Genomic DNA, 21,305 nt, shown 5'->3' on the forward strand with positions numbered 1-21,305 from the left:
GGGGAAGAGATGGAGAACTACATTTTATCATTAGACCAAGGAACAACGAGTACACGAGCGATTCTGTTTAATCAAGCAGGGGAAATCGTTCATTCCGCCCAACGTGAATTCACGCAGTATTTTCCAAAACCGGGTTGGGTCGAGCATAATGCGAATGAAATCTGGGGTACAGTCCTTGCAGTTGTCGCAACATGTTTAACAGAAGCGAACGTAAAAGCGAATCAAATCGCTGGAATCGGGATTACGAACCAACGTGAAACAGCAGTCGTTTGGGAAAAAGAAACGGGTAAGCCAATTCACAACGCAGTCGTTTGGCAATCAAGACAGACAGCTGAAATCTGTGAAGAGTTACGTGAAGCGGGTCATGGTGAATTGTTCCGTTCAAAAACTGGTCTTTTAATTGACGCTTACTTCTCAGGTACAAAAGTCAAGTGGATCCTCGATCACGTCGAGGGGTCACGAGAACGTGCAGAACGAGGAGAACTCTTATTCGGAACGATTGATACGTGGTTGATTTGGAAGTTGTCAGGTGGAAAAGCGCACGTGACTGACTATTCAAATGCCAGTCGGACATTGATGTACAACATCCATGAACTGAAGTGGGATGACGAATTACTTGAGATTCTTGATGTGCCTAAAGCCATGCTTCCTGAAGTCCGTCCGTCGTCTGAAATTTATGCGAATACAGCAGGTTATCATTTCTTCGGTGAGTCGGTTCCAATCGCTGGAGCAGCAGGCGATCAGCAAGCGGCATTATTTGGTCAAGCTTGTTTTGAAAAAGGAATGGCGAAAAACACATATGGTACAGGATGCTTCATGTTGTTGAACACAGGAGAAAAACCAGTCGTTTCGGATCACGGCTTATTGACGACGATCGCTTGGGGTGTCGACGGAAAAGTCGAATATGCACTCGAAGGAAGCATCTTCGTTGCTGGATCAGCGATTCAATGGTTGCGCGACGGCTTACGTCTCATTAATGATGCGAAGGAAACGGAAGCTTACGCAAAACGTGTCACATCTTCAGACGGCGTCTATGTCGTTCCGGCATTCGTCGGACTCGGGACACCTTACTGGGATAGCGATGTGCGTGGAGCAGTCTTCGGCCTGACGCGTGGAACAGAAAAGGAACACTTCATTCGTGCGACACTCGAGTCGCTTGCCTATCAGACACGCGACGTCTTGACGGCGATGGAGCAAGATTCAGGGATTGAGATGTCAGCACTTCGTGTTGATGGTGGTGCTGTTAAAAATGATTTCTTAATGCAGTTCCAAGGGGATATCATCAACGCACCAGTCGAACGTCCGGAAATCAATGAGACGACGGCACTTGGTGCTGCATATCTTGCAGGACTCGCAGTCGGATTCTTTAAGGATAAAGAGCAAATCGCGGCACATTGGAAAATGGATCGTCGTTTCGAACCAGAGATGGACGAAACAGAGAGCGATGCCTTATACGATGGATGGAAAAAAGCGGTCCAAGCTACGATGTTGTTCAAATGATGTGACATATGTTATATTGGGTATAAGTTAATAAACCGGTCGGAGAATATGGAGAGACCACAACAGCAGTTGGCATAGTCAGCTTGTTCGTTGTGGTCTCTTTTTTTCTTTTTCGAACCTAACAGGAGGAACTATTCATGGCTAACCAATCTTTTTCAAGCAAAAACCGTACAGACGTCTACAATCGATTAACACGTGAAGAACTAGATTTACTCGTCGTCGGGGGCGGAATCACAGGTGCAGGAATCGCACTTGATGCTGCGTCACGTGGTATGAAAATCGGACTCGTTGAAATGCAAGACTTTGCAGCCGGAACGTCGAGTCGTTCAACGAAACTCGTCCATGGTGGTTTACGTTACCTGAAACAGTTCGAAATTCAAATGGTCGCTGAAGTCGGGAAAGAACGGGCAATCGTCTATGAGAATGGGCCACATGTTACGACACCGGAATGGATGTTACTGCCGATGCATAAAGGCGGTACGTTCGGGCCGTTCAGTACGTCAATCGGACTCCGTGTCTATGATTTCCTAGCAGGTGTCAAACGTTCAGAATGGCGTTCGATGTTATCTGCGAAAGAAACACTCGCAAAAGAACCGTTAGTCAAACAAGATGGATTAAAAGGTGGCGGCTATTACGTCGAGTATCGGACGGATGACGCACGATTGACGATTGAAGTCATGAAAGAAGCGGTCAGTCATGGAGCACGTGTCGTCAACTATACAAAAGCGGAAGAAATCATCTACGAAGCAGGTAAAGTCGTCGGTATGCGTGTGACAGATCTCTTGACAGGAGATGTTCATGAAATCCGTGCGAAAAAAGTCGTCAATGCAACAGGACCATGGGTCGATGAGTTACGTGAGAAAGACGGTTCAAAAGTCGGGAAACAACTTCGTCTGACAAAAGGGGTTCACGTTGTCATCGACCAATCTAAGTTCCCCCTCAAACAAGCAGTCTATTTTGACACACCAGACGGTCGGATGATTTTCGCGATTCCACGTGACGGGAAAGCATATGTCGGAACAACCGATACGTTCTTCGATAAAGATACAGCGCATCCGAAATTCACGGTCGAAGATCAAGATTATGTCTTAGACGCGATTCGCTACATGTTCCCAGAAGTCAAAGTCACGGCGGAAGACGTCGAGTCAAGCTGGGCTGGTGTTCGTCCATTGATTTATGAAGAAGGGAAAGATCCTTCTGAAATTTCACGGAAAGATGAAGTATGGCAGTCAGAGTCAGGACTCATCACAATCGCAGGTGGTAAATTGACAGGATACCGCAAAATGGCAGAGCATGTTGTCAACCTGGTCGCGAAACTATTAAAAGAAGAAACGAACCGTGCCTACGCGCGTTGTTCAACAAAAAATATGCCGATCTCAGGTGGACATGTCGACGGAGCAAAAGGTTTCGAACGTTTCTTGAAATCGCAAGCACCAGCAAACGGACTCACTTCAGAAGAAGTCTTGTTCCTTGCGCAACGTTACGGATCAAACATCTCTGAAGTATTGACGTATGCGGCAGCCTACGATCAAGCAGAAACAAAACTTCCGCGTGATGTCTATGCACAATTGCATTACGGCATCGAGCAAGAAATGGTCGCACGTCCAGTCGACTTCTTCATCCGTCGGACAGGTGCTGTCTTCTTCAATATCGCTTGGGCACGTCAGTATAAAGACGCAGTCATCGAAGAGATGAAACAACACTTGAACTGGACGGAAGAACAAACGAAACAGTATACAGAAGAATTAGAAATTGAAATTCATGATGCGTCACACGCACTCGTTACTGAAAAAGCTTCTGCTGCTAACTGAATGAAATAAGTGTGAAATGCCCCCGACGTGTCGTCGGGGGGCATTTCACACTGTAGACAAAGTGCCATCGGGAGATCAAGCGTCTTTTTTCGTTGCTTTCCTCGGGCGAGGCGCAAGCCGTTGCTCCTTCGTCCTAACGGACAACGAGCAGGGTCTTGCCTGCCTCTGAAAGTGCGTTAAAAACGCACTTTTCCCCGTAGGAGTCAACGAAACGTGACGCTTTTTAGGTAATACCGTGACAGGAAGCCGGGCATGCAGATGGTTTAAAGCGCAATCCGTCTCGAATCGCTTTTTAAGCGAAAAGCAATCGGTCGCGACCCTGCAGCTTTGCTGTAGCGGCGCGGAAGATTGCCGCTTTAAAGACGAGGCGAGACAGGGAAGCGCGAACGGATGCCCTCTCATTATCGCATGTTCACGCTCCATAAGCATTTGTCGACATGCTGTGCCCCCGACGTATTGTAGGGAGCATTACAAGGTGTAGGCAAAGTGATCTCGAGAGATAAAAGCGTCTTTTTTCGTTGCTTTCCTCGGGCGAGGCGCAAGCCGTTGCTCCTTCGTCCTAACGGACAACGAGCAGGGTCTTGCCTGCCTCTGAAAGTGCGTTAAAAACGCACTTTTCCCCGTAGGAGTCAACGAAACGTGACGCTTTTTAGGTAATACCGTGACAGGAAGCCGGGCATGCAGATGGTTTAAAGCGCAATCCGTCTCGAATCGCTTTTTAAGCGAAAAGCAATCGGTCGCGACCCTGCAGCTTTGCTGTAGCGGCGCGGAAGATTGCCGCTTTAAAGACGAGGCGAGACAGGGAAGCGCGAACGGATGCCCTCTCATTATCGCATGTTCACGCTCCATAAGCATTTGTCGACATGCTGTGCCCCCGACGTATTGTAGGGAGCATTACAAGGTGTAGGCAAAGTGATCTCGAGAGATAAAAGCGTCTTTTTTCGTTGCTTTCCTCGGGCGAGGCGCAAGCCGTTGCTCCTTTATCCTAACGGACAACGAGCAGGGTCTTGCCTGCCTCTGAAAGTGCGTTAAAAACGCACTTTTTCCCGTAGGAGTCAACGAAATGTGACGCTTTTTAGGTAATACCGTGACGGGAAGCCGGGCATACAGACGGTTTAAAGCGCAATCCGTCTCGAATCGCTTTTTAAGCGAAAAGCAATCGGTCGCGACCCTGCAGCTTTGCTGTAGCGGCGCGGAAGATTGCCGCTTTAAAGACGAGGCGAGACAGGGAAGCGCGAACGGATGCCCTCTCATTATCGCATGTTCACGCTCCATAAGCATTTGTCGACATGCTATGCCCCCGACGACACGTCGGGGGCATTTTTTCATGACTTGAAATCAGATTTATTGCAAGCAGTGCCGGTGAGGATTATGCTTAGTCCATACTGAAAAATCAAAGGGAGTTGGAGTGAAATGAAAGTAGAAGTATGGTCAGATTACGCGTGTCCGTTTTGTTATATCGGGAAAAAACGTCTAGAAAAAGCAATTGAAGCGAATGGAATGAAAAATGTCGAGGTCGAATTTAAAAGTTTTGAACTCGATCCGAATGCACCGGCTGAACCGACGATGGGATTATATGAAATTCTTGCTTCGAAATACGGGACGACAGTCGAGGAAGCACGCAATATGTCACAAGGAATCGTTGAGTCAGCGAAAGCAGACGGATTAATGTACGAAATGGATCGTGTCGTTCCAGCAAATACATTTGAAGCTCATCGCTTAACTCAACTTGCGAAAAAACATGGTAAAATGGATGAGATATCGGAAGCACTCTTTCAGTCGTACTTCATGAAAGGTGAAAACTTGAATGATTCATCCGTCTTGACGCGCGTTGCACAGGAAGTCGGTCTCGACTCAGATATGGTCCAGTCATTCCTCGCGTCAGATACTTCAACAACTGAAGTCCGCGAGGAAGAAGATATGGCACGCGAACTTGGTGTGACAGGAGTCCCGTTCTTCGTATTTGACCGAAAATATGCGATTTCAGGGGCGCAACCTGTTGAAGCGTTCACGCAAGTGATGGACCGAATTCAAGCAGAGCAAAAGATTGAAGTCGTAGCAGATGGTGATGCTTGCGGAGTCGATGGTTGTAACTAAAATCTTAGGCTAACAAAAGGAGAACGTACCCTACATGAAACTTATCTTTCACCCTGAAATTCGAGATGCGCGGATTAACCTTGCCGTTGAAGAATTTATCTTGAATAACTTGAACGTCAATGAAGAAGACTATTTTTTATTTTATATCAATGGTCCGTCCATCATCGTCGGGAAAAATCAAAACACGAATGAAGAAGTCAACCTCAAGTACGTCGAGGATCATGGCATTCACGTCGTGCGTCGCCTATCTGGTGGTGGAGCGGTTTATCACGATGAAGGAAACCTGAACTTCAGTTTCTTGACGAAAGATGATGGCGATTCGTTTAATAACTACAAAAAGTTCACGGAGCCTGTCGTGCAAGCCCTTCACAAACTGGGCGTGGAAGCTGAGCTATCTGGGCGAAACGATATTCATGTCGGAACGCGTAAGATTAGTGGGAATGCCCAGTTTACGACGCGTGGACGGATGTTTAGCCACGGAACATTGATGCTTGATTCGAATATTGAAGAAGTCGTCAATGCGCTAGTCGTCAGCGAAGAAAAAATGCGTTCAAAAGGAATCAAATCAGTTCGTAGTCGTGTCGCCAATATTTCTGAATTCTTAACTGAACCGTTGACGATGGATCAATTCGTTGATCATCTGCTCGCTTCGATTTATGAAGGAAAAGAAATCGAGCGCTATACGTTGACGGAAGCAGACTGGGAAAAGGTTAATGCGATTTCAGCAGAACGGTATGGCAACTGGGACTGGAACTTCGGCAAGTCTCCAAAGTTTGATGTCATTCATAAAAAACGTTTCCCGATCGGAACGATTGATTTCCGGCTTAATGTTACGAAGGGTATCATTCAAGAAGCGAAAATCTATGGAGATTTCTTTGGTGTCGCGGATGCCTCGGAAATTGCTCAAGCATTAGAAGGAAAACGATACGACCGTGCGTCACTGCGGGAAGTATTAAGTCAGTATGAATTAAAAAAATATTTTGGTGCTGTCGAACTAGACGAAGTACTCGACGTTTTAGCATAAGCTTTTTTGGGAAAACTCTCTCTATCAACTTGCATAGGGGGAGCTTTTTTTATGGGCTACAATAAAGATAACTTTTTAGAAGGTACGTTAGAGGATTTCATTCATTTTGAACAGGTCTCAGAAGGATTACCAAAAACTGAGGATAATCAACCGCTCCCTTACTATGAACGTGACGATTATCGTGCGGCCGGGAAATTAAAAGGTAAGGTCGCAATCATCACTGGTGGTAATTCCGGAATCGGACGTGCCGTATCGCTTGCCTATACGCTTGAAGGTGCGAAAATCGTCATCGCCTTCTATGGCGATCAAGAGGGCGCAGAAGAAACGAAAGCGCGTGTCGAAGAGCTTGGTGGGGAAGTGCTCCTGTCTAAAGGTGACATTGGAGACGCAGCTTATTGTGAAGAACTCGTTCAAAAAACAATCGACAAATTTGGTCGCCTCGATATTGTCGTCAATAATGCGAGTATGCAAAAACCAGAAGACTCGCTTCTCGATATTGAAGACAAGTCGCTGGAGAAGACATTTAAAACAAATATTTTTGGAATGATGCGCCTTGCACGTGCTGCTTTACCACACCTCAAGCAAGGATCTGCCATCATCAATACAACATCATCAACAGCATATGAAGGAAATGCCCTTTTGATTGATTATTCTTCAACAAAAGGGGCGATCGTCAGCTTCACGCGAAGTTTATCCATGAATCTCGCAAAACAAGGGGTTCGTGTCAATGCTGTCGCACCAGGTCCGATTTGGACACCGTTGATCACGGAGACGTTCCCGGATGAATCTGTAAAAACGTTCGGTAAAAATACACCGATGGATCGACCGGGCCAACCGGCAGAAATGGCATCTGCGTATGTGTTCTTAGCATGTAATGATTCGAGCTATATGACAGGACAAGTGCTTCATCTCAATGGTGGCGTCATCGTCAACGGATAATGATAAAGAACGTGAAAACGTTTCCATAAAATGATATACTATCCATACTAACGCAAGCGTTATGTATGGATTTTTTTTGCGTAAAAAATGAATGGTTGTTCATTTGAAGGGGGAAGTTAATGATGATGGGATTGATTCATTCTGTAGAGGAGACCGCCCGGAGAAGTCCGGATGCAGTCGCCTACGTCTTCGAAGACACGAAAGTCAGTTATCATGAGTTTGTCGAGAAGTTCCACCGGGCAGCAGGGGCATTAGAAGCGAACGGGATTCGCAAAGGGGATCATGTTGCATTGATACTTGGGAACAGTCCAGCGTTTTTAGTTGGGTATTATGCCATCATGAAACAAGGGGCGATTGCGATTCCAATCAACCCAACATATACACCGGATGAAATCGGGTACATTTTGATGAATGGGGACGTCAAAGGAATTCTTGGGATCGCTCCGCTCGTCGAAGCAGCAAAAGCACGGTTAGTTCATTTACCGAACTTATCCGTTGTCGTATCGGTGCCGTTTAACGGGGTAATTGGCCCAAGCGAAAAAATCGGGAATGTTGAATTTACGACGTTAGAAGACTGGCTTTCCATCGAACATCCGGTCAAAGACGTGATGAATGAACTCGATGATACGGCGGTCATTTTGTATACGAGCGGAACAACAGGGAAACCGAAAGGCGCCATGCTCTCACACCGTAACTTAACATCAAATGCACAATCGATTGGTGAATACTTAAATGTGTCAGAGCGCGACCGGACGCTCGCTGTGTTACCGATGTTCCACGTCTTTTGTCTGATGGTCGTCGTCAATGCTTCACTTGCACATGGAGCATCAATCATCATTGCGCCACGTTTTTCACCGCAAGAAACGTTTGAACTGGCGAAAAGAGAGCGCGTTACGATTTTTGCCGGCGTACCGACGATGTATAACTTTCTCCTTCAAACGGTTCAGGCGCATCCGCATTTTGCCGATTACTTTGCGACGAGCCGGCTATTCGTTTCCGGTGGATCAAGCTTACCGGTTCCTTTACTCGAATCTTTTGAAAAAACGTTTAACTGTCACATACTAGAAGGATACGGACTATCGGAAGCCTCACCGGTCACGTGCTTTAACCCGTTGAACGGGATTCAAAAGCCGGGATCAATCGGTCCATCCATCATCGATGTCGAAAATAAAGTCGTCGATGAACTCGGACAAGAATTACCGGACGGTCAAGTCGGGGAGTTGATTGTCCGTGGACCGAATGTCATGACAGGCTATTATAAGATGCCGGAAGAGACACAAGCGACGCTACGCGACGGCTGGTTATATACGGGAGATCTTGCGAGAAGAGACGAGGACGGTTATTTTTATATTGTCGACCGGAAAAAAGATATGATCATCGTTGGTGGTTACAATGTCTATCCACGTGAAGTCGAAGAAGTGCTCTATAAACATCCAGGGGTCGTCGAAGCTGCCGTGATCGGTGTACCGGATGAAGAGATGGGAGAAGCCGTCAAGGCATTTATCGTGTTAAAAGATAGCGTCACAGAAGCAGAACTTCTCGATTTTTGTGCGATTTCGCTCGCAAAATACAAGTGTCCGACACGTCTCGAATTCATTGATCAATTGCCACGCAATACGACCGGAAAAATTTTACGGACCGTGTTGAAAAAACAACCATCCAATTCATGACATCCTTCTTAACCGACGACGTTCAAGCGTGAACATCGTCGGTTTTTTAGTCTATTCATGAAAATGAGAGGTTTTTGAAGGCGCGTTTGAGTGCATATACTCTAGAGAGGAGGACGATAAAATGAACATTGCATTGATTGCACATGATGAGAAAAAAGATGAGATGATCATGTTTGCCCGGGCCTACCAGGACTATTTAGCAAAGAATCGATTGTACGCGACGGGGACGACAGGGAAGCGGATCGTCGAAGCGACGGCGCTCGACGTACACCGCTGTAAATCTGGACCACTTGGTGGCGATCAAGAAATTGGCGCGATGGTTGCTCGAGGGGAAATTGACATCGTGATCTTTTTACGTGATCCGTTGACGGCACAGCCTCATGAACCGGATGTATCGGCCTTGATTCGCTTATGTGATGTCTACGACTTACCGTTAGCGACAAATGTCGGGACGGCTGAGATTTTAATTAATGGGCTTGAACAAGGTGACTTTAAATGGCGTGACATTATTCAAAAACGACGGGAAGAGGAACAAGATAAATTTTCTTCGTAAGAAACTGCTTGAGAACGCTTCTCATTTTCGTTTCATCGTGTTATAGTCGTATTGAAGATGATACTGATTATCAATTGCGATAGAAAAGGGCGGCGAAAACAATGGAAATCATTTTAATGACAGGTGTCACGGTCTTACTCGGTGGAGGAGCAACCTTCTTAGCACATATTGTAAAGACGGAACGTCGTCATATTGCGACAGATGTTAAAACGAACGTAGAACGTGCAACCTATCCATCGTTGCGCCTCGTAAAATAAATAGTTTTACTGACTAAACGTGCCTCTTTTTTTGATAAAAGAGGGCGTTTTTTTCACATTTGGAGTGTTCTCACATAATTGTGCGGAATTCCTTTGATACACTACAAAAAAAGGACTTAGTCAGGAGTGACAGGGATGCATACGATTTATTTAGTGGATGATGAAGTGAACCTGAACCGCGTGCTCGTAAAATATTTGGAACAAGAAGGATGGCAAGTGAAATCGTTCACCTCTGGGGAAGCGGCAGCTTCAGCGATTATTGAAAAGCCTGATTTATGGGTGCTCGATATTATGTTACCGGATATGGACGGATTTCAGTTGATTAAACGGATCAAGGCACATGATGAGACGACACCTGTCATTTTCATCTCTGCCCGAGACGAAGATATCGATAAAATCATCGGCTTAGAAATGGGCTCGGATGATTATATCGCGAAACCGTTTTTGCCAAGAGAACTTGTCATTCGTGTCAAAAAAATCTTAGCGCGCGCCTATGCGACACCAAAAACAGGCGTGATTCAATATGGCGATTATACAATCTATCCTGAAAAACGAGTCATCGAAGAAAATGGTCAAGAAATTGATTTGACCTCAAAAGAGTATGATTTGTTGATTTTATTCGCGACACAAATCGGGACGCCGATGTCCCGCGAACAGATTCTTGTCAGTGTCTGGGGTGATGATTACTTTGGTTCCGATCGTGTCGTCGATGATTTAGTTCGACGAGTCCGGAAAAAATTATCCAAGCTTGAACTAGAGACGATTTATGGGATTGGCTACCGGTTGGTGTCTGCATGAAGAATCGGAGTTTGGGATTTCAGATTTGGGCGATGTTTCTACTCGTCATCGCAACGCTCTCGATCGTTATCCTTGTCGTCATGCGGTCATCGATTGGAAACTTTATTGATGAACAGGTCTATTCGACGTTAGAAAACAGTGAAGTCTTCTTTTCAAAAGATGCTTCTGTCATCGACATGTTGCAGGACAATCCAATTGAATTTGATCGTCGAAAACAGGAGTCGCGTTCCGTTAATATTTTGTTGCTTTCAAAAAATGGGAAACTCTATTATGGGGGAGCTCCGCAACAATTGATTGATCAGATGTATCGTGATGCGATCAATCAAAAAGCAGAAACGGAAAAATATACGACACAACTTGATAAAGAGGACGTCTATTACAGCATTCTCAAGATAGAATCGGAAGGGGAGACGTATTATCGTGTCTCTTATGTCTGGGATGCCTATCGTCAAGAACTGATTACGCAATTGTTTTCAAAAATTGGCTGGGTCGTCGTAATTGTGAGTATCTTGACATTGTTCATTGCTTTTTGGTTAGCCCGGCGCTTGACGCAACCATTGATTGAAATTGAAGGTGCAGTCGGAAAGATTGCAGCGCAACAGTGGAATACACCACTTCCTCTCGATCGCGGAGATGAAATTGGTCGTTTGGCACGATCGGTCAATGCCATGCGCGTCGATTTAGAAAAGCAGGATAAAGCACAAAAAGCGTTGCTACAAAATATTTCACATGACCTGAAGACACCAATCATGGTCATTCGCAGTTATGCACAGTCCATTTCTGACGGGATTTATCCGGATGGTGATTTGACGGGTTCGGTCTCGGTGATTGAGGAAGAGGCCGAGCGATTAGAAAAGAAAGTCGCAGCCTTGCTTTATGTGACGAAATTGGATTATTTTGAATTAGATCGTTCTACATGGGATACGATTGATTTAGACCGAATGGTTCATTTATTACAAAGTCGTTTCTCAAGTACAAAGCCGCTCACGTGGACGATCACAGGGGAAGCCGGTCTTGTGCTTGGCGAAGGTGAACAATTACGGGTTTCACTTGAAAATGTAATTGATAATGCGATGCGATATGCTGAGACATCGATTGATATTCGTTTATCCGGGACCGAAGAGATGGCTCAAATCGAGATTGAAAATGACGGTCCACCACTCGATTCATCTTCACCACTTTTCCATCAATTTTCACGTGGTAAAGAAGGGAAATTTGGTTTAGGTCTTTATATCGTAAAACGCATCGTCGAGCGTCATGACGGGGAAGTTTCAATCGAGAACCAAGCAGTGGGAAATGGAAAAGATAAAGTTCGTGTGATTTTCAAATTCCCACGTCACTTTAAGCCAGAGATTGACTAATCAACGAAAGAACTTTAAAAACGAGATAGCGATATCTCGTTTTTTATATTGGGAAATATCGAACAGTTGAGGGCGTACAGGTGGGTTCTTTGATATAAACAAAGTAATAGAAGAAGGGAGATAGTAGGATGCCACATAACATCACGGAAGAAACGTTAGCTCTTATTCCTCAGTACGGTCAATACGGGGAACCGCAAACACTACTTATTAAAGAACGGTCGGAACTTGTGCTCGAAGGACATCCGATCAAACTGATTGAAGAATCATGTTTGTATTTTGGTTCTTCGATGCGAGGAAGAATTGAAGCAGCACGACATATCTTAGGACCAAACCGAAAAACGCCGGTTTTAATTGATTGGCAAGCACAAACCATCTTCTTTCCGACGACAGCTAAAGAAAAGGCGGAGTGTATCTGGATTAACTTTAAACAAATGAAGACCGTTAAAAAGAGTGGCGGAAAGGTGCAAGTCGAGTTTCAAACAGGACAGCGGATTGATACCGCCGCATCTGCCTATAGTATTGAACGACAGCGGATTAAAACCCTAGAATTAGCTTACGAAATGCAACGACGCTTCCAGGGGACGGGACATGAACACGTTTAACAAGTGCAGAAAAGTGGAACACTCTAACAGGAAACGTTACCAATGAGAGCGAAATGAACTTGAGTAGAAACTGAATGCGCATTGAAGGGGAGGTGAAGCGACCGATTTGGTCGCTACACGATGAATGAATCATATGAATGGTTAAACCGTAGAAAATTACAGCCGGGCTTCGGTGTTAATGGAGGACGCCGTTTTATTAGTTCACGGATCGTCCGTCCAGAAAATACACCCGGCAAACGAATTAAAGATATTAAGCGAACACGCCAACTCATCGTCGACGAGGCAGGAAATCGACGTTGGGTGACAAAGCGAGTAGTCGTCACAGATGCGTCAAAACATATGACGATTAACCGCCGCACGTCGATTGCACAAAAAGAAGTAACAGAATCTCGCTTAGAGCAAGTGAAGCAGAAACTATCTTCGAAGAAAGTATTGATTCCTGTTTTAGCGGCGACAGGGCTTGCCGTTGCCGGAGGGGTACTCGCATATGTACTTCGTCGTAAAAAAAGAAACACTCCTGAAAGTGAATAAACCAGCGTATAAGAAAAAAGCCGCGACCCTCATTTAATCCAGGGACGCGGCTTTCTCTATACATAACTTATCTTAAAGGAAACGTTTTCGAATCGAAGTTGAGAGTGCTTTCTCTGCAATTTCTTCGAGCTGTTTCAAATTCGTCGCATCAAAACTATCATTATAGAAGCGACCAACGAATTCGACACGATCATAATCGAGTTCCTTGAAAATCAAATGTTTGTGGTCATCATAAAAGACAACACGGAAGTAATCAGAGCCGCGCTCTAATGTGACGAGTCCTTTAATATGTTCAAGTTTCTTTTGCTCGTCAGACTTTTCTTCTTCAACCGGTTCCTCTGCAGTTTTCGCCTCTGCTTGTTCGAGTGCCGATTTCACTAAATCAGGTTTCTTATCTTGTTCTTCAGTCATAATTATCGCCTCCATCTTTCATTTTACATGGAAATGGACAGATGAGAAAGAAAAATCCCTCACGGTTCCTGATGAGCCTCACAAATCCGTAAGACGTTTAATGCGCCAATTCGTAAGCGCTCCATCAAACGTTCAGCTACCACTCGATTGGAAAGTGTCTCATAGATGGCCACTTCCATCAACTCTATCCAGCGAAAGGCATGCTGCTGTTCAATTGGTAAGAGTCGGTGAATCATCGCTAAATTCGTCCGCGAATCATCTAACTCATATTGGCGTGGACCACCTGTTAAGTGTGTCAAAAAAATAACTTGCGCCTGCTCGACACGTTGACGATCATCAGGAAAAATCGGACGAAGTATGGGGTCGGCATAAACAAGTTGATAAAAGCGAGCGACTAGCTGTTCAAGCATCGGGTGTTTTCCGATGTCATCATATAACATGGTATTCCTCCTGTCTAACTAATTTTAATTGGCTACAGTGTAGCAAAAATAAGTAGAAAAATATAGCTTCACAAACGGACGTTTGTTCGTATTTATGAGATAATGACGTATACAAAAACGAGCTAAGGGAGGAATTGATGACCATGAATCATATGCACCTCGGTCGTGCCGGAACCGGAAAAACCACAAAATTAATAGAGACTGTAATCAATGAACTCGAGGAGCGACCACTTGGGGAGTCGATTTATTTTATCGTCCCTGATCAAATGTCATTTGAGATGGAACGTCGCATTGCGACGGATTCCCGTCTATCTGGATTAGTACGGATGGAAGTCATGAGTTTGCGGCGCTTTGCTTTTCATATCATGCGGGATCATGGCAATCAGGCGATTCCATTTTTAGACGAGACAGGGACACAATTGTTATTACGTCAAGTCGTCGAAGAAGTTGAAAATGAGTTAAAGATTTTCAAACGGACAAAGAACATGCCCGGCTTTTACAAGGGGCTTGATGAACTGATCGCTACGTTCAAACGTTCGCTCGTCGCTCCAGACATGTTACGTCAAATTAGCGAACTTTCTCCGGAACGCTCGCCGAAACTAAATGATTTAGCTCTGATTTATGAGCGGTTCTCAGAACGCATCCTGGATAAAGCGCTTCATGCAGACGATTACTATACGACGTTACTCGACTTGTTACCGACAGCAGGTCTTGGTAATACACAGTTCTTTATTGATGGTTTCTATGAGTTTTCGTTACAGGAACAACAGGTGTTGCTTAAATTGATGGAACTAGCAAAAGAAGTGCATATCAGCTTTACAATCGATGTAAGTGATCCCTATGCGAAACAGACAGAGTTTGGGGTCTCCCAACGTTGTTATATGCAATTGCTCGAACAGATGCAAGACCGACAGCTCGAGCATGAAGAGATCCATTATGAACGGACGATTAAGTTCAAGTCGGAAGGATTACAAATACTAGAACAAGCATTGATGAGTCCTGCCTATCCGCCTGTCGATCATCAAGTGGACGGGGTCACGGTGACAGCTGCCGTCAATCGCCAAGTCGAAACGGAAGCCGCTGTCCGCCAGGCAATCCAACTCGTGCGCCAGCATGGTTACCGGTTCAATGAAATTGCTTTTATCGTACGACATCTTGAACCGTATGCGGATCATTTAGAACGTGCGTTTCAGCTCTATGATATTCCGTATTTCCTTGATAAGCGGGAAACGATGATTCATCATCCGATTGTTGAATTGATTCAGTCTGCTTTAGAGCTCGTCGTCGCCGGTTACCGTGAAGAAGCAGTCTTTCGTTTGCTGAAAACGGAATTGATGCCTCTCCCGGCAGATGACCAACGGCTCGCGCTTGATCGATTAGAGACGTTTGTCTTAGAGCGTGGCATTAAAGGCACGATGTGGCAAAAGCCGTGGCAATTGAAACGACGCTTAACGGATGAAGTCAGTCTGACGGCGGAGGAACTCGAAGAAGAGGATGAGTTAAACCGGATGCGTCAATTCGTCGTCGATGCGATTACACCGTTACAAGGCCGGTTGAAGAAATCAAAAACAATGAGTGAACATACGCGTTCGCTTTATCAGTTCCTTGAAGAACACCAGTTGACAGATCGGCTGTTCAGTTGGAAACAAGAGGCGCTCGAGCGCAATGAGCTCAGTCATGCCCGGGAACATGATCAAGTATATGAAGCGGTCTTACATTTACTTGAACAACTTGAAGCAGCAGCTCCTGAGACGGAACTGTCGACAGACTTATTCGTACAAATGGTCGAAACAGGGCTCGAGAGTCTGCGCTTCTCACTCGTCCCACCATCGCTCGATCAGGTTATCGCGACGGATTATGTCCGGGGGCGTTTACAACGAGTAAAAGTCGCATTTTTACTCGGCGCGAATGATGGTATGATTCCGTTCGTCGAAGATCAGTCGAAACTACTGTCAGAAGGAGATCATGATTTCCTTCACAATCATGGAGTTCCGGTCGGGAAAGCGTCACTGGATGTCTTTGATGACGAATTATATTACCTGTACCACGGAGTGACGGCACCGAGTGAAGCGTTGTATATCAGTTATGCTCTTGTTGATGAGGACGGGAAGGCATTACAACCAGCCTCCATCGTGAAACAAATCAAGTATCAATTACTGCAAGACCGTCCTGTCAAAACACACTTCGCAGAAGCAGGGGAACATGCACCAAATGATCAATTCGATTTCGTAACTGATCCCGACCGAGCGGCGGCTGCGACCGCAATCGAGTTACGCCGTTTACAGCGTCGGTATCCGATTCAATCGTCATGGTTTGATGTCTACAATGCATTGCTCGAGAATGGTCAAGGACGAGAACGAATGGCGTTACTCGCCGATGCGTTATTTTATCAAAACCGAGCAGATGAACTTCCAGACGACTTAGCACGTTCCCTCTACGGTGACAGCATCAAGGCGAGTGTCTCTAGATTTGAGACATATAATGCGTGTTCCTATAAGCACTTCGCACGGTATGGGCTACGTTTGAAGGAACGAAAACTATATAAATTCGAGGCACCCGACATTGGAAATCTATTTCATGGCGCGTTAAATGATTTGTCGGTCAACATCAAGGAGTCCGGCAGAAAATGGCGTGATTTAGATGATGCATCGTGCACAGAACTTGCGAAAAATGCCGTGGAAAAAGTGACACCAGACATTCAAAATGCCATTTTGATGAGTTCGAATCGGTTCGGGTACATTCAGAAAAAACTGACGGATGTCGTCGAACAAACGGCGAAGATGCTCGTCAAACAAGCAGAACGGTCCGACTTCGAACCTGATTTATTTGAAATCAGCTTTGGGAACGCGATGTTCCCGCCCTTACGGTTTACACTGCCGGATGGAACGGAAATCGAGTTCACTGGTCGAATTGATCGAGTCGACCAAGCGACGATTGGTGACCAATTGTACGTCCGGATTGTCGATTACAAGTCGAGTGCCCGAGCGCTTGATTTTGCTGAAATTTATTATGGTCTTGCGATTCAGATGTTGCTCTATTTAAAAACGGTCGTCGAACAATCAGAAGTCTTATTTAATCAACAAGCGAAACCAGCAGGCGCCCTGTACTTCCATGTCAAAAATCCGATGTTACGAAGTGATTTGTCGGCGGCTGAAGAAGAACGGAATCGTTTATTGCTCGAATCCTACCAGATGCAAGGTGTGATCGTCGAAAATGATGATGTGTTACGGGCGATGGATCAAATCGCGTTTGATGAACGGAAAAAATCGCCACTCGTCAAAGTGACGTTTACGAAGACAGGGCTGCATAAATCACATACAAAAGGGGTCGTCAAAGAAGCGGAACTGAACGCGTTGATGGATCATGCCTGGGACGAATTGAAAACCAGCAGTGCCGAGATGTACGCGGGAGATATCGCCATCGATCCGTTCGACTATCAAGAGCGAACACCGTGTACGTTTTGCGAATACCGTTCGGTCTGTCAATTCGACGAATCGCTCGGGAACAGTTATCGTCAACTAGACCCTCTATCTGAAAAAGAAGTATTGGACCGACTGAAGGAGGAAGAGGAATGAGCGTCAATTGGACGGATGAACAACAACAAGCAATCGATGCGCGCGGAGGACACATTCTCGTGTCGGCAGCAGCCGGTTCAGGGAAGACCGCCGTACTCGTCGAACGGTTGACGCAACGCGTCATCGATCAGGAAGATCCACTGACGGCAGACCGGATTTTAGTCGCGACGTTTACAAACGCTGCCGCAAAAGAAATGAAGACGCGTGTCATCGAGGCAATCGAAGCGAAAATCAAAGAAGCTCCAGACGATATCTATTTGAAGAAGCAGCGTCAGATGATGAACCGGGCACAAATCACGACGATCCATTCCTTCTGCTTATCAATCTTACGGGAAAACTATTATCGAATCGGACTGGATCCGGCTTTTCGAATTGCGGATGAAGCCGAATTATTGTTGTTACAAGATGATGTACTGGAATCGGTCTTTGAAGAGTTTTACGCTGCCGCCAATCCGGCATTTTATGAATTGATTGATAGTTATACTTCCGATCGGGACGATCAGGCAATGCTCTCTCTGATTTCAAACTTGTACCGGTTTTCGCGTTCGCTACCAGATCCAGACGGTTTTTACGAGCATCTGCTTGCACAATACGACCAGCCGGTTGATCCCGATGAATCTTCGTTGCTGACACGACTCCTTGAACTAGAATGGCAAAAAATCGCACCGATTTTAGAACGTTACCTTGAGCTCTCCTATCGTTTGCATCAGTCCGGCTATACAGAAATGGCGGAGCTCCTATTGCGTGACATTGAACCGTTACGTCGCATTAATCCGGAGACTGACCGTTGGACGACGGTCGCACTGGCATTCCAAGCTGTCGAGTTCGGACGCTGGAAAAGTCCGCGTGGGGATGAGGCGATTAAAACATTTCAAACGGAACGGACGCGTCTCGTCAGTGATTTGAAAAAGCGTCAGGAGCTATTCGTTCAAAAAGAGGGTGTCGACTACCTCGAAGATCTTCGGTCGCAACTTGGACATGTCGAGATGATCGTGACACTCGTCCGAAAGTTTGCTGAAGCCTATCTCGAAGCCAAACAAGAACGGGGGCTTGTCGATTTTTCCGATTTGGAACATTTTGCTTTAGCCGTTTTAGAAGAAGACGGGGCACCGACCGATGTCGCCCGCTTGCTTCAAGAACGCTTCGTCGAAGTGCTCGTCGATGAATACCAAGATACGAACGAAGTGCAAGAACGTATCTTGACGTTAGTCTCCCAATCAGACGAACAAACAGGGAATCTTTTTATGGTTGGCGATGTTAAACAATCGATTTATAAATTCCGTCATGCTGAGCCGGGACTTTTTCTTGATAAGTTCAAGCGATTCCGGCAAACAGATTATGGGACACGAATCGATTTGACGAAAAATTTCCGGAGTCGTCTTGAAGTCCTTGATGGGACGAATCATATTTTCAGACAAGTGATGGATGCCGCCGTCGGTGAGATCGATTATGACGACGCAGCCTATCTACGGCTCGGGAATCTTGGTTACTTTGAATCAGAACAAGTCGAACCCGAGTTGATTCTAATCGATCAACAAGATGAAAATAAGGAAGAATTAGAGGCGCGTGCCATCGCAACCCGAATCATCGAGATGGTCAATGAGGATAACCCTTACCTCGTGTTCGATGCCAAACAAAAACGTTTTCGCAAATGTGAATATCGGGACATCGTCGTGCTCGTTCGTTCACGTGGGAAACGCGTTCAAGCGCTCGTTGAAGTGTTTGAACAATATGAGCTACCGGTATACGCGGACACGACCGGCGGTTACTTCCAAGCAACGGAAATTCAAATCATGATGGCATTATTAAAAACGATTGATAATCCGTTACAGGACATTCCATTCGCGAGTTTGCTCCGGTCGCCGATTTTTGGTCTGACCGATCGTGATTTAGGGCGAATCCGTGCAAAGTCGAAGGATACGAGTTTTTATGAGGCTGCCGTCCATGTCGCAGGCGAAGCGACGCCACTCGGGATTCGGGTCGATGAAGCGTTACAACGTGTCAATCAATGGCGGACAGAAGCCCGTGGGAAGTCACTTGCCGCACTCATTCGCTCACTGTTTGACCAAACCGGGTATTTCGAATACGTCGGATGCCTTGCAGGAGGACGAAGTCGTCAAGCGAATTTGAATGCGTTATATGAACGTGCAAAACAGTATGAAGGAGCAGGATATCGGGGGTTGTATCGTTTCCTACGACTGATAAATCGTTTAATTGAGCGTGGCGAAGACTTTTCCGAAGCTCGTTCACTAGGAGAAGACGAAGATGTCATTCGCGTCATGACGATTCATCAATCGAAAGGGCTCGAGTTTCCGGTGACGATCGTCAGTCAACTTGGCAAACAATTTAATAAACAAGATCAAATCCAAGCCATTCAATTACACAAAACGTATGGGATTGCGCTTGACGCGATTGATCCAATCAAACGCTTGCGGTCAGGTACATTGTTAAAAGAGGTCATTCGCCGTGAGATGGATCGTGAAATGAAAGCAGAAGAAATGCGGGTTCTTTATGTCGCGATGACCCGAGCAAAAGAAAAGTTGATATTAGTCGGTTCAATCAAGGGATTAGATGAACAGTTGTTAAAATGGCAAGCTGCTCCACCTGATGAATTATTGTTGCCGGAAATAGATCGTCGTAATGCGAAAACGTATGCAGACTGGGTAGCACCAGCTGTACTTCGAAACTTTATGTTACAAGAAGGAGAGCAACAATGGGCATTCCGGATCATGGAATTGAACGAAATTGCGCCATACCAAGAAATTTCGACGATGATTGAACAGTTGGAACATGTTCGTCAACTCGAAAAAATCGACCGACTTGAAAATCAAGCATTTAAAGCACGGATTGAAGAAAGTTTTTCATACCGTTATCCGCATCAAATCGCAACGGAAACGGCAGCGAAGCAAACCGTGACTGAACTCAAACGGACCGAACAACTGGAGCGGGCAGCGTTTGAAGCGACAGAACGCCAGGCGACGTATTACCGGACTCCACAGTTCTTAGGCCCGGTCTTGACGGGAGCAGAACGCGGGACTGTCTTACACTTAGCGATGCAACTTTATGAAGCGGATTTGCCGCTTGCTGAACAAATCACGAAGTGGGAGACAGGTGAACGAATCTCAGAACAAGAAGCTTTGACGATGCGTGATGCACAAAATCAGCTCGAGACGTTCCTGGCGTCAAGCATCGGACGATTATTTGAGGATCGTTTACGGACGGGAGACGTCTATCGTGAACTTCCTTTCACGTACAAAATCGATGCCTCACGTTTTCGTACGGATTGGCATGGTCCCGTTGATCAAGCAGTCATGCAAGGGATTGTCGATTGTTTAATTCGAGACGGGGAGGACTATATTCTTCTCGACTATAAATCGGACCAAGTCTTTGAAATGGGTGCTGATCAAAACCCAGCCCAAATTTTACGCGAACGGTATGCAACACAGTTGAATTTATACCAAGAAGCGCTGGAGTCGATTTTAAATATTTCAATTTCGCAGAAATTGATTTATGCATTTTCGTTGCAACAGGTGATTGAAATTGACTGACTAGGTAAACGAAAAAAACTGTTATCTACTAATTGTACTTTGTCTACACGAGACCTCTAGAAATAGGGGTCTTTCGCTAATACTAATGTGTTGGGACACGAGTGCTCCTGACAGCACCCAATACCTGCATTTTAGTCTTGATAAGTGTTGGAATTGTTTTTACTAGAGTGACTAGTGCGACCTTTTAC

General features: G+C 45.6%; 16 protein-coding genes. 14 read left to right on the forward strand and 2 right to left on the reverse strand.

Annotated features, from left to right (window positions below):
• Positions 1-9 precede the first annotated feature (9 nt).
• The 12 genes from glpK (at position 10) to P403_RS0111955 (ending at position 13,143) form a co-directional block, all read left to right on the forward strand.
• Positions 10-1,500, forward strand: coding sequence for a glycerol kinase GlpK (gene glpK, locus P403_RS0111900; protein WP_029332840.1), 1,491 nt, complete (start codon positions 10-12; stop codon positions 1,498-1,500).
• Between the two features lie 137 nt (positions 1,501-1,637).
• Positions 1,638-3,311, forward strand: coding sequence for a glycerol-3-phosphate dehydrogenase/oxidase (locus P403_RS0111905; RefSeq protein WP_029332841.1), 1,674 nt, complete (start codon positions 1,638-1,640; stop codon positions 3,309-3,311).
• 1,413 nt (positions 3,312-4,724) lie between these two features.
• Complete coding sequence (locus P403_RS0111910) at positions 4,725-5,408, forward strand: DsbA family oxidoreductase (RefSeq protein ID WP_029332842.1); 684 nt, start codon at positions 4,725-4,727, stop codon at positions 5,406-5,408.
• 34 nt (positions 5,409-5,442) lie between these two features.
• Positions 5,443-6,432: a lipoate--protein ligase gene (locus P403_RS0111915; RefSeq protein ID WP_029332843.1), complete on the forward strand. Its 990-nt coding sequence runs from the start codon at positions 5,443-5,445 to the stop codon at positions 6,430-6,432.
• A 51-nt stretch (positions 6,433-6,483) separates the two neighbouring features.
• Positions 6,484-7,371, forward strand: coding sequence for an SDR family oxidoreductase (locus P403_RS0111920; RefSeq protein WP_034801197.1), 888 nt, complete (start codon positions 6,484-6,486; stop codon positions 7,369-7,371).
• A gap of 125 nt (positions 7,372-7,496) precedes the next feature.
• The gene (locus P403_RS0111925; protein ID WP_029332845.1) at positions 7,497-9,041 is read left to right on the forward strand and encodes a fatty acid--CoA ligase family protein; all 1,545 of its coding nucleotides are present in this window, start codon (positions 7,497-7,499) and stop codon (positions 9,039-9,041) included.
• A gap of 121 nt (positions 9,042-9,162) precedes the next feature.
• The gene (locus P403_RS0111930) at positions 9,163-9,594 is read left to right on the forward strand and encodes a methylglyoxal synthase (protein WP_029332846.1); all 432 of its coding nucleotides are present in this window, start codon (positions 9,163-9,165) and stop codon (positions 9,592-9,594) included.
• A gap of 101 nt (positions 9,595-9,695) precedes the next feature.
• Positions 9,696-9,851: a hypothetical protein gene (locus P403_RS16670; RefSeq protein ID WP_167331094.1), complete on the forward strand. Its 156-nt coding sequence runs from the start codon at positions 9,696-9,698 to the stop codon at positions 9,849-9,851.
• A gap of 135 nt (positions 9,852-9,986) precedes the next feature.
• Complete coding sequence (locus tag P403_RS0111940; protein ID WP_029332847.1) at positions 9,987-10,649, forward strand: response regulator transcription factor; 663 nt, start codon at positions 9,987-9,989, stop codon at positions 10,647-10,649.
• 11 nt (positions 10,650-10,660) lie between these two features.
• A complete protein-coding gene (locus P403_RS0111945) occupies positions 10,661-12,010 on the forward strand; it encodes a HAMP domain-containing sensor histidine kinase (RefSeq protein ID WP_235195205.1) in 1,350 nt (449 codons plus the stop codon).
• 128 nt (positions 12,011-12,138) lie between these two features.
• Positions 12,139-12,612, forward strand: coding sequence for a competence protein ComK (locus P403_RS16075; protein ID WP_034801199.1), 474 nt, complete (start codon positions 12,139-12,141; stop codon positions 12,610-12,612).
• Positions 12,613-12,732: 120 nt separating this feature from the next.
• A complete protein-coding gene (locus tag P403_RS0111955; RefSeq protein WP_029332849.1) occupies positions 12,733-13,143 on the forward strand; it encodes a hypothetical protein in 411 nt (136 codons plus the stop codon).
• Positions 13,144-13,215: 72 nt separating this feature from the next.
• Here P403_RS0111955 and P403_RS0111960 read toward each other — a convergent pair whose 3' ends face one another.
• Complete coding sequence (locus tag P403_RS0111960; RefSeq protein WP_029332850.1) at positions 13,216-13,554, reverse strand: hypothetical protein; 339 nt, start codon at positions 13,552-13,554, stop codon at positions 13,216-13,218.
• Between the two features lie 59 nt (positions 13,555-13,613).
• Complete coding sequence (locus P403_RS0111965; RefSeq protein ID WP_029332851.1) at positions 13,614-13,994, reverse strand: truncated hemoglobin; 381 nt, start codon at positions 13,992-13,994, stop codon at positions 13,614-13,616.
• A gap of 143 nt (positions 13,995-14,137) precedes the next feature.
• Here P403_RS0111965 and addB point away from each other — a divergent pair, with 143 nt between their 5' ends.
• Together addB and addA are read left to right on the forward strand one after the other, a co-directional pair.
• Positions 14,138-17,569, forward strand: a complete 3,432-nt coding sequence (gene addB / locus P403_RS0111970) for a helicase-exonuclease AddAB subunit AddB (protein ID WP_029332852.1) — start codon at positions 14,138-14,140, stop codon at positions 17,567-17,569.
• The gene (addA, locus tag P403_RS0111975; protein WP_029332853.1) at positions 17,566-21,117 is read left to right on the forward strand and encodes a helicase-exonuclease AddAB subunit AddA; all 3,552 of its coding nucleotides are present in this window, start codon (positions 17,566-17,568) and stop codon (positions 21,115-21,117) included. The genes addB and addA overlap by 4 nt, the downstream gene beginning before the upstream one ends.
• Positions 21,118-21,305: the final 188 nt, after the last annotated feature.

Source organism: Exiguobacterium oxidotolerans JCM 12280 (assembly GCF_000702625.1).
Lineage (GTDB): Bacteria > Bacillota > Bacilli > Exiguobacteriales > Exiguobacteriaceae > Exiguobacterium_A > Exiguobacterium_A oxidotolerans.

Bases quoted from the DNA above. Each gene is read 5' to 3' on its own strand.
- glpK (WP_029332840.1), top strand. From the start codon at position 10: ATGGAGAACTACATTTTATCATTAGACCAAGGAACAACGAGTACACGA.
- P403_RS0111905 (WP_029332841.1), top strand. From the start codon at position 1,638: ATGGCTAACCAATCTTTTTCAAGCAAAAACCGTACAGACGTCTACAAT.
- P403_RS0111910 (WP_029332842.1), top strand. From the start codon at position 4,725: ATGAAAGTAGAAGTATGGTCAGATTACGCGTGTCCGTTTTGTTATATC.
- P403_RS0111915 (WP_029332843.1), top strand. From the start codon at position 5,443: ATGAAACTTATCTTTCACCCTGAAATTCGAGATGCGCGGATTAACCTT.
- P403_RS0111920 (WP_034801197.1), top strand. From the start codon at position 6,484: ATGGGCTACAATAAAGATAACTTTTTAGAAGGTACGTTAGAGGATTTC.
- P403_RS0111925 (WP_029332845.1), top strand. From the start codon at position 7,497: ATGGGATTGATTCATTCTGTAGAGGAGACCGCCCGGAGAAGTCCGGAT.
- P403_RS0111930 (WP_029332846.1), top strand. From the start codon at position 9,163: ATGAACATTGCATTGATTGCACATGATGAGAAAAAAGATGAGATGATC.
- P403_RS16670 (WP_167331094.1), top strand. From the start codon at position 9,696: ATGGAAATCATTTTAATGACAGGTGTCACGGTCTTACTCGGTGGAGGA.
- P403_RS0111940 (WP_029332847.1), top strand. From the start codon at position 9,987: ATGCATACGATTTATTTAGTGGATGATGAAGTGAACCTGAACCGCGTG.
- P403_RS16075 (WP_034801199.1), top strand. From the start codon at position 12,139: ATGCCACATAACATCACGGAAGAAACGTTAGCTCTTATTCCTCAGTAC.
- P403_RS0111955 (WP_029332849.1), top strand. From the start codon at position 12,733: ATGAATGAATCATATGAATGGTTAAACCGTAGAAAATTACAGCCGGGC.
- P403_RS0111960 (WP_029332850.1), bottom strand. From the start codon at position 13,554: ATGACTGAAGAACAAGATAAGAAACCTGATTTAGTGAAATCGGCACTC.
- P403_RS0111965 (WP_029332851.1), bottom strand. From the start codon at position 13,994: ATGTTATATGATGACATCGGAAAACACCCGATGCTTGAACAGCTAGTC.
- addB (WP_029332852.1), top strand. From the start codon at position 14,138: ATGAATCATATGCACCTCGGTCGTGCCGGAACCGGAAAAACCACAAAA.
- addA (WP_029332853.1), top strand. From the start codon at position 17,566: ATGAGCGTCAATTGGACGGATGAACAACAACAAGCAATCGATGCGCGC.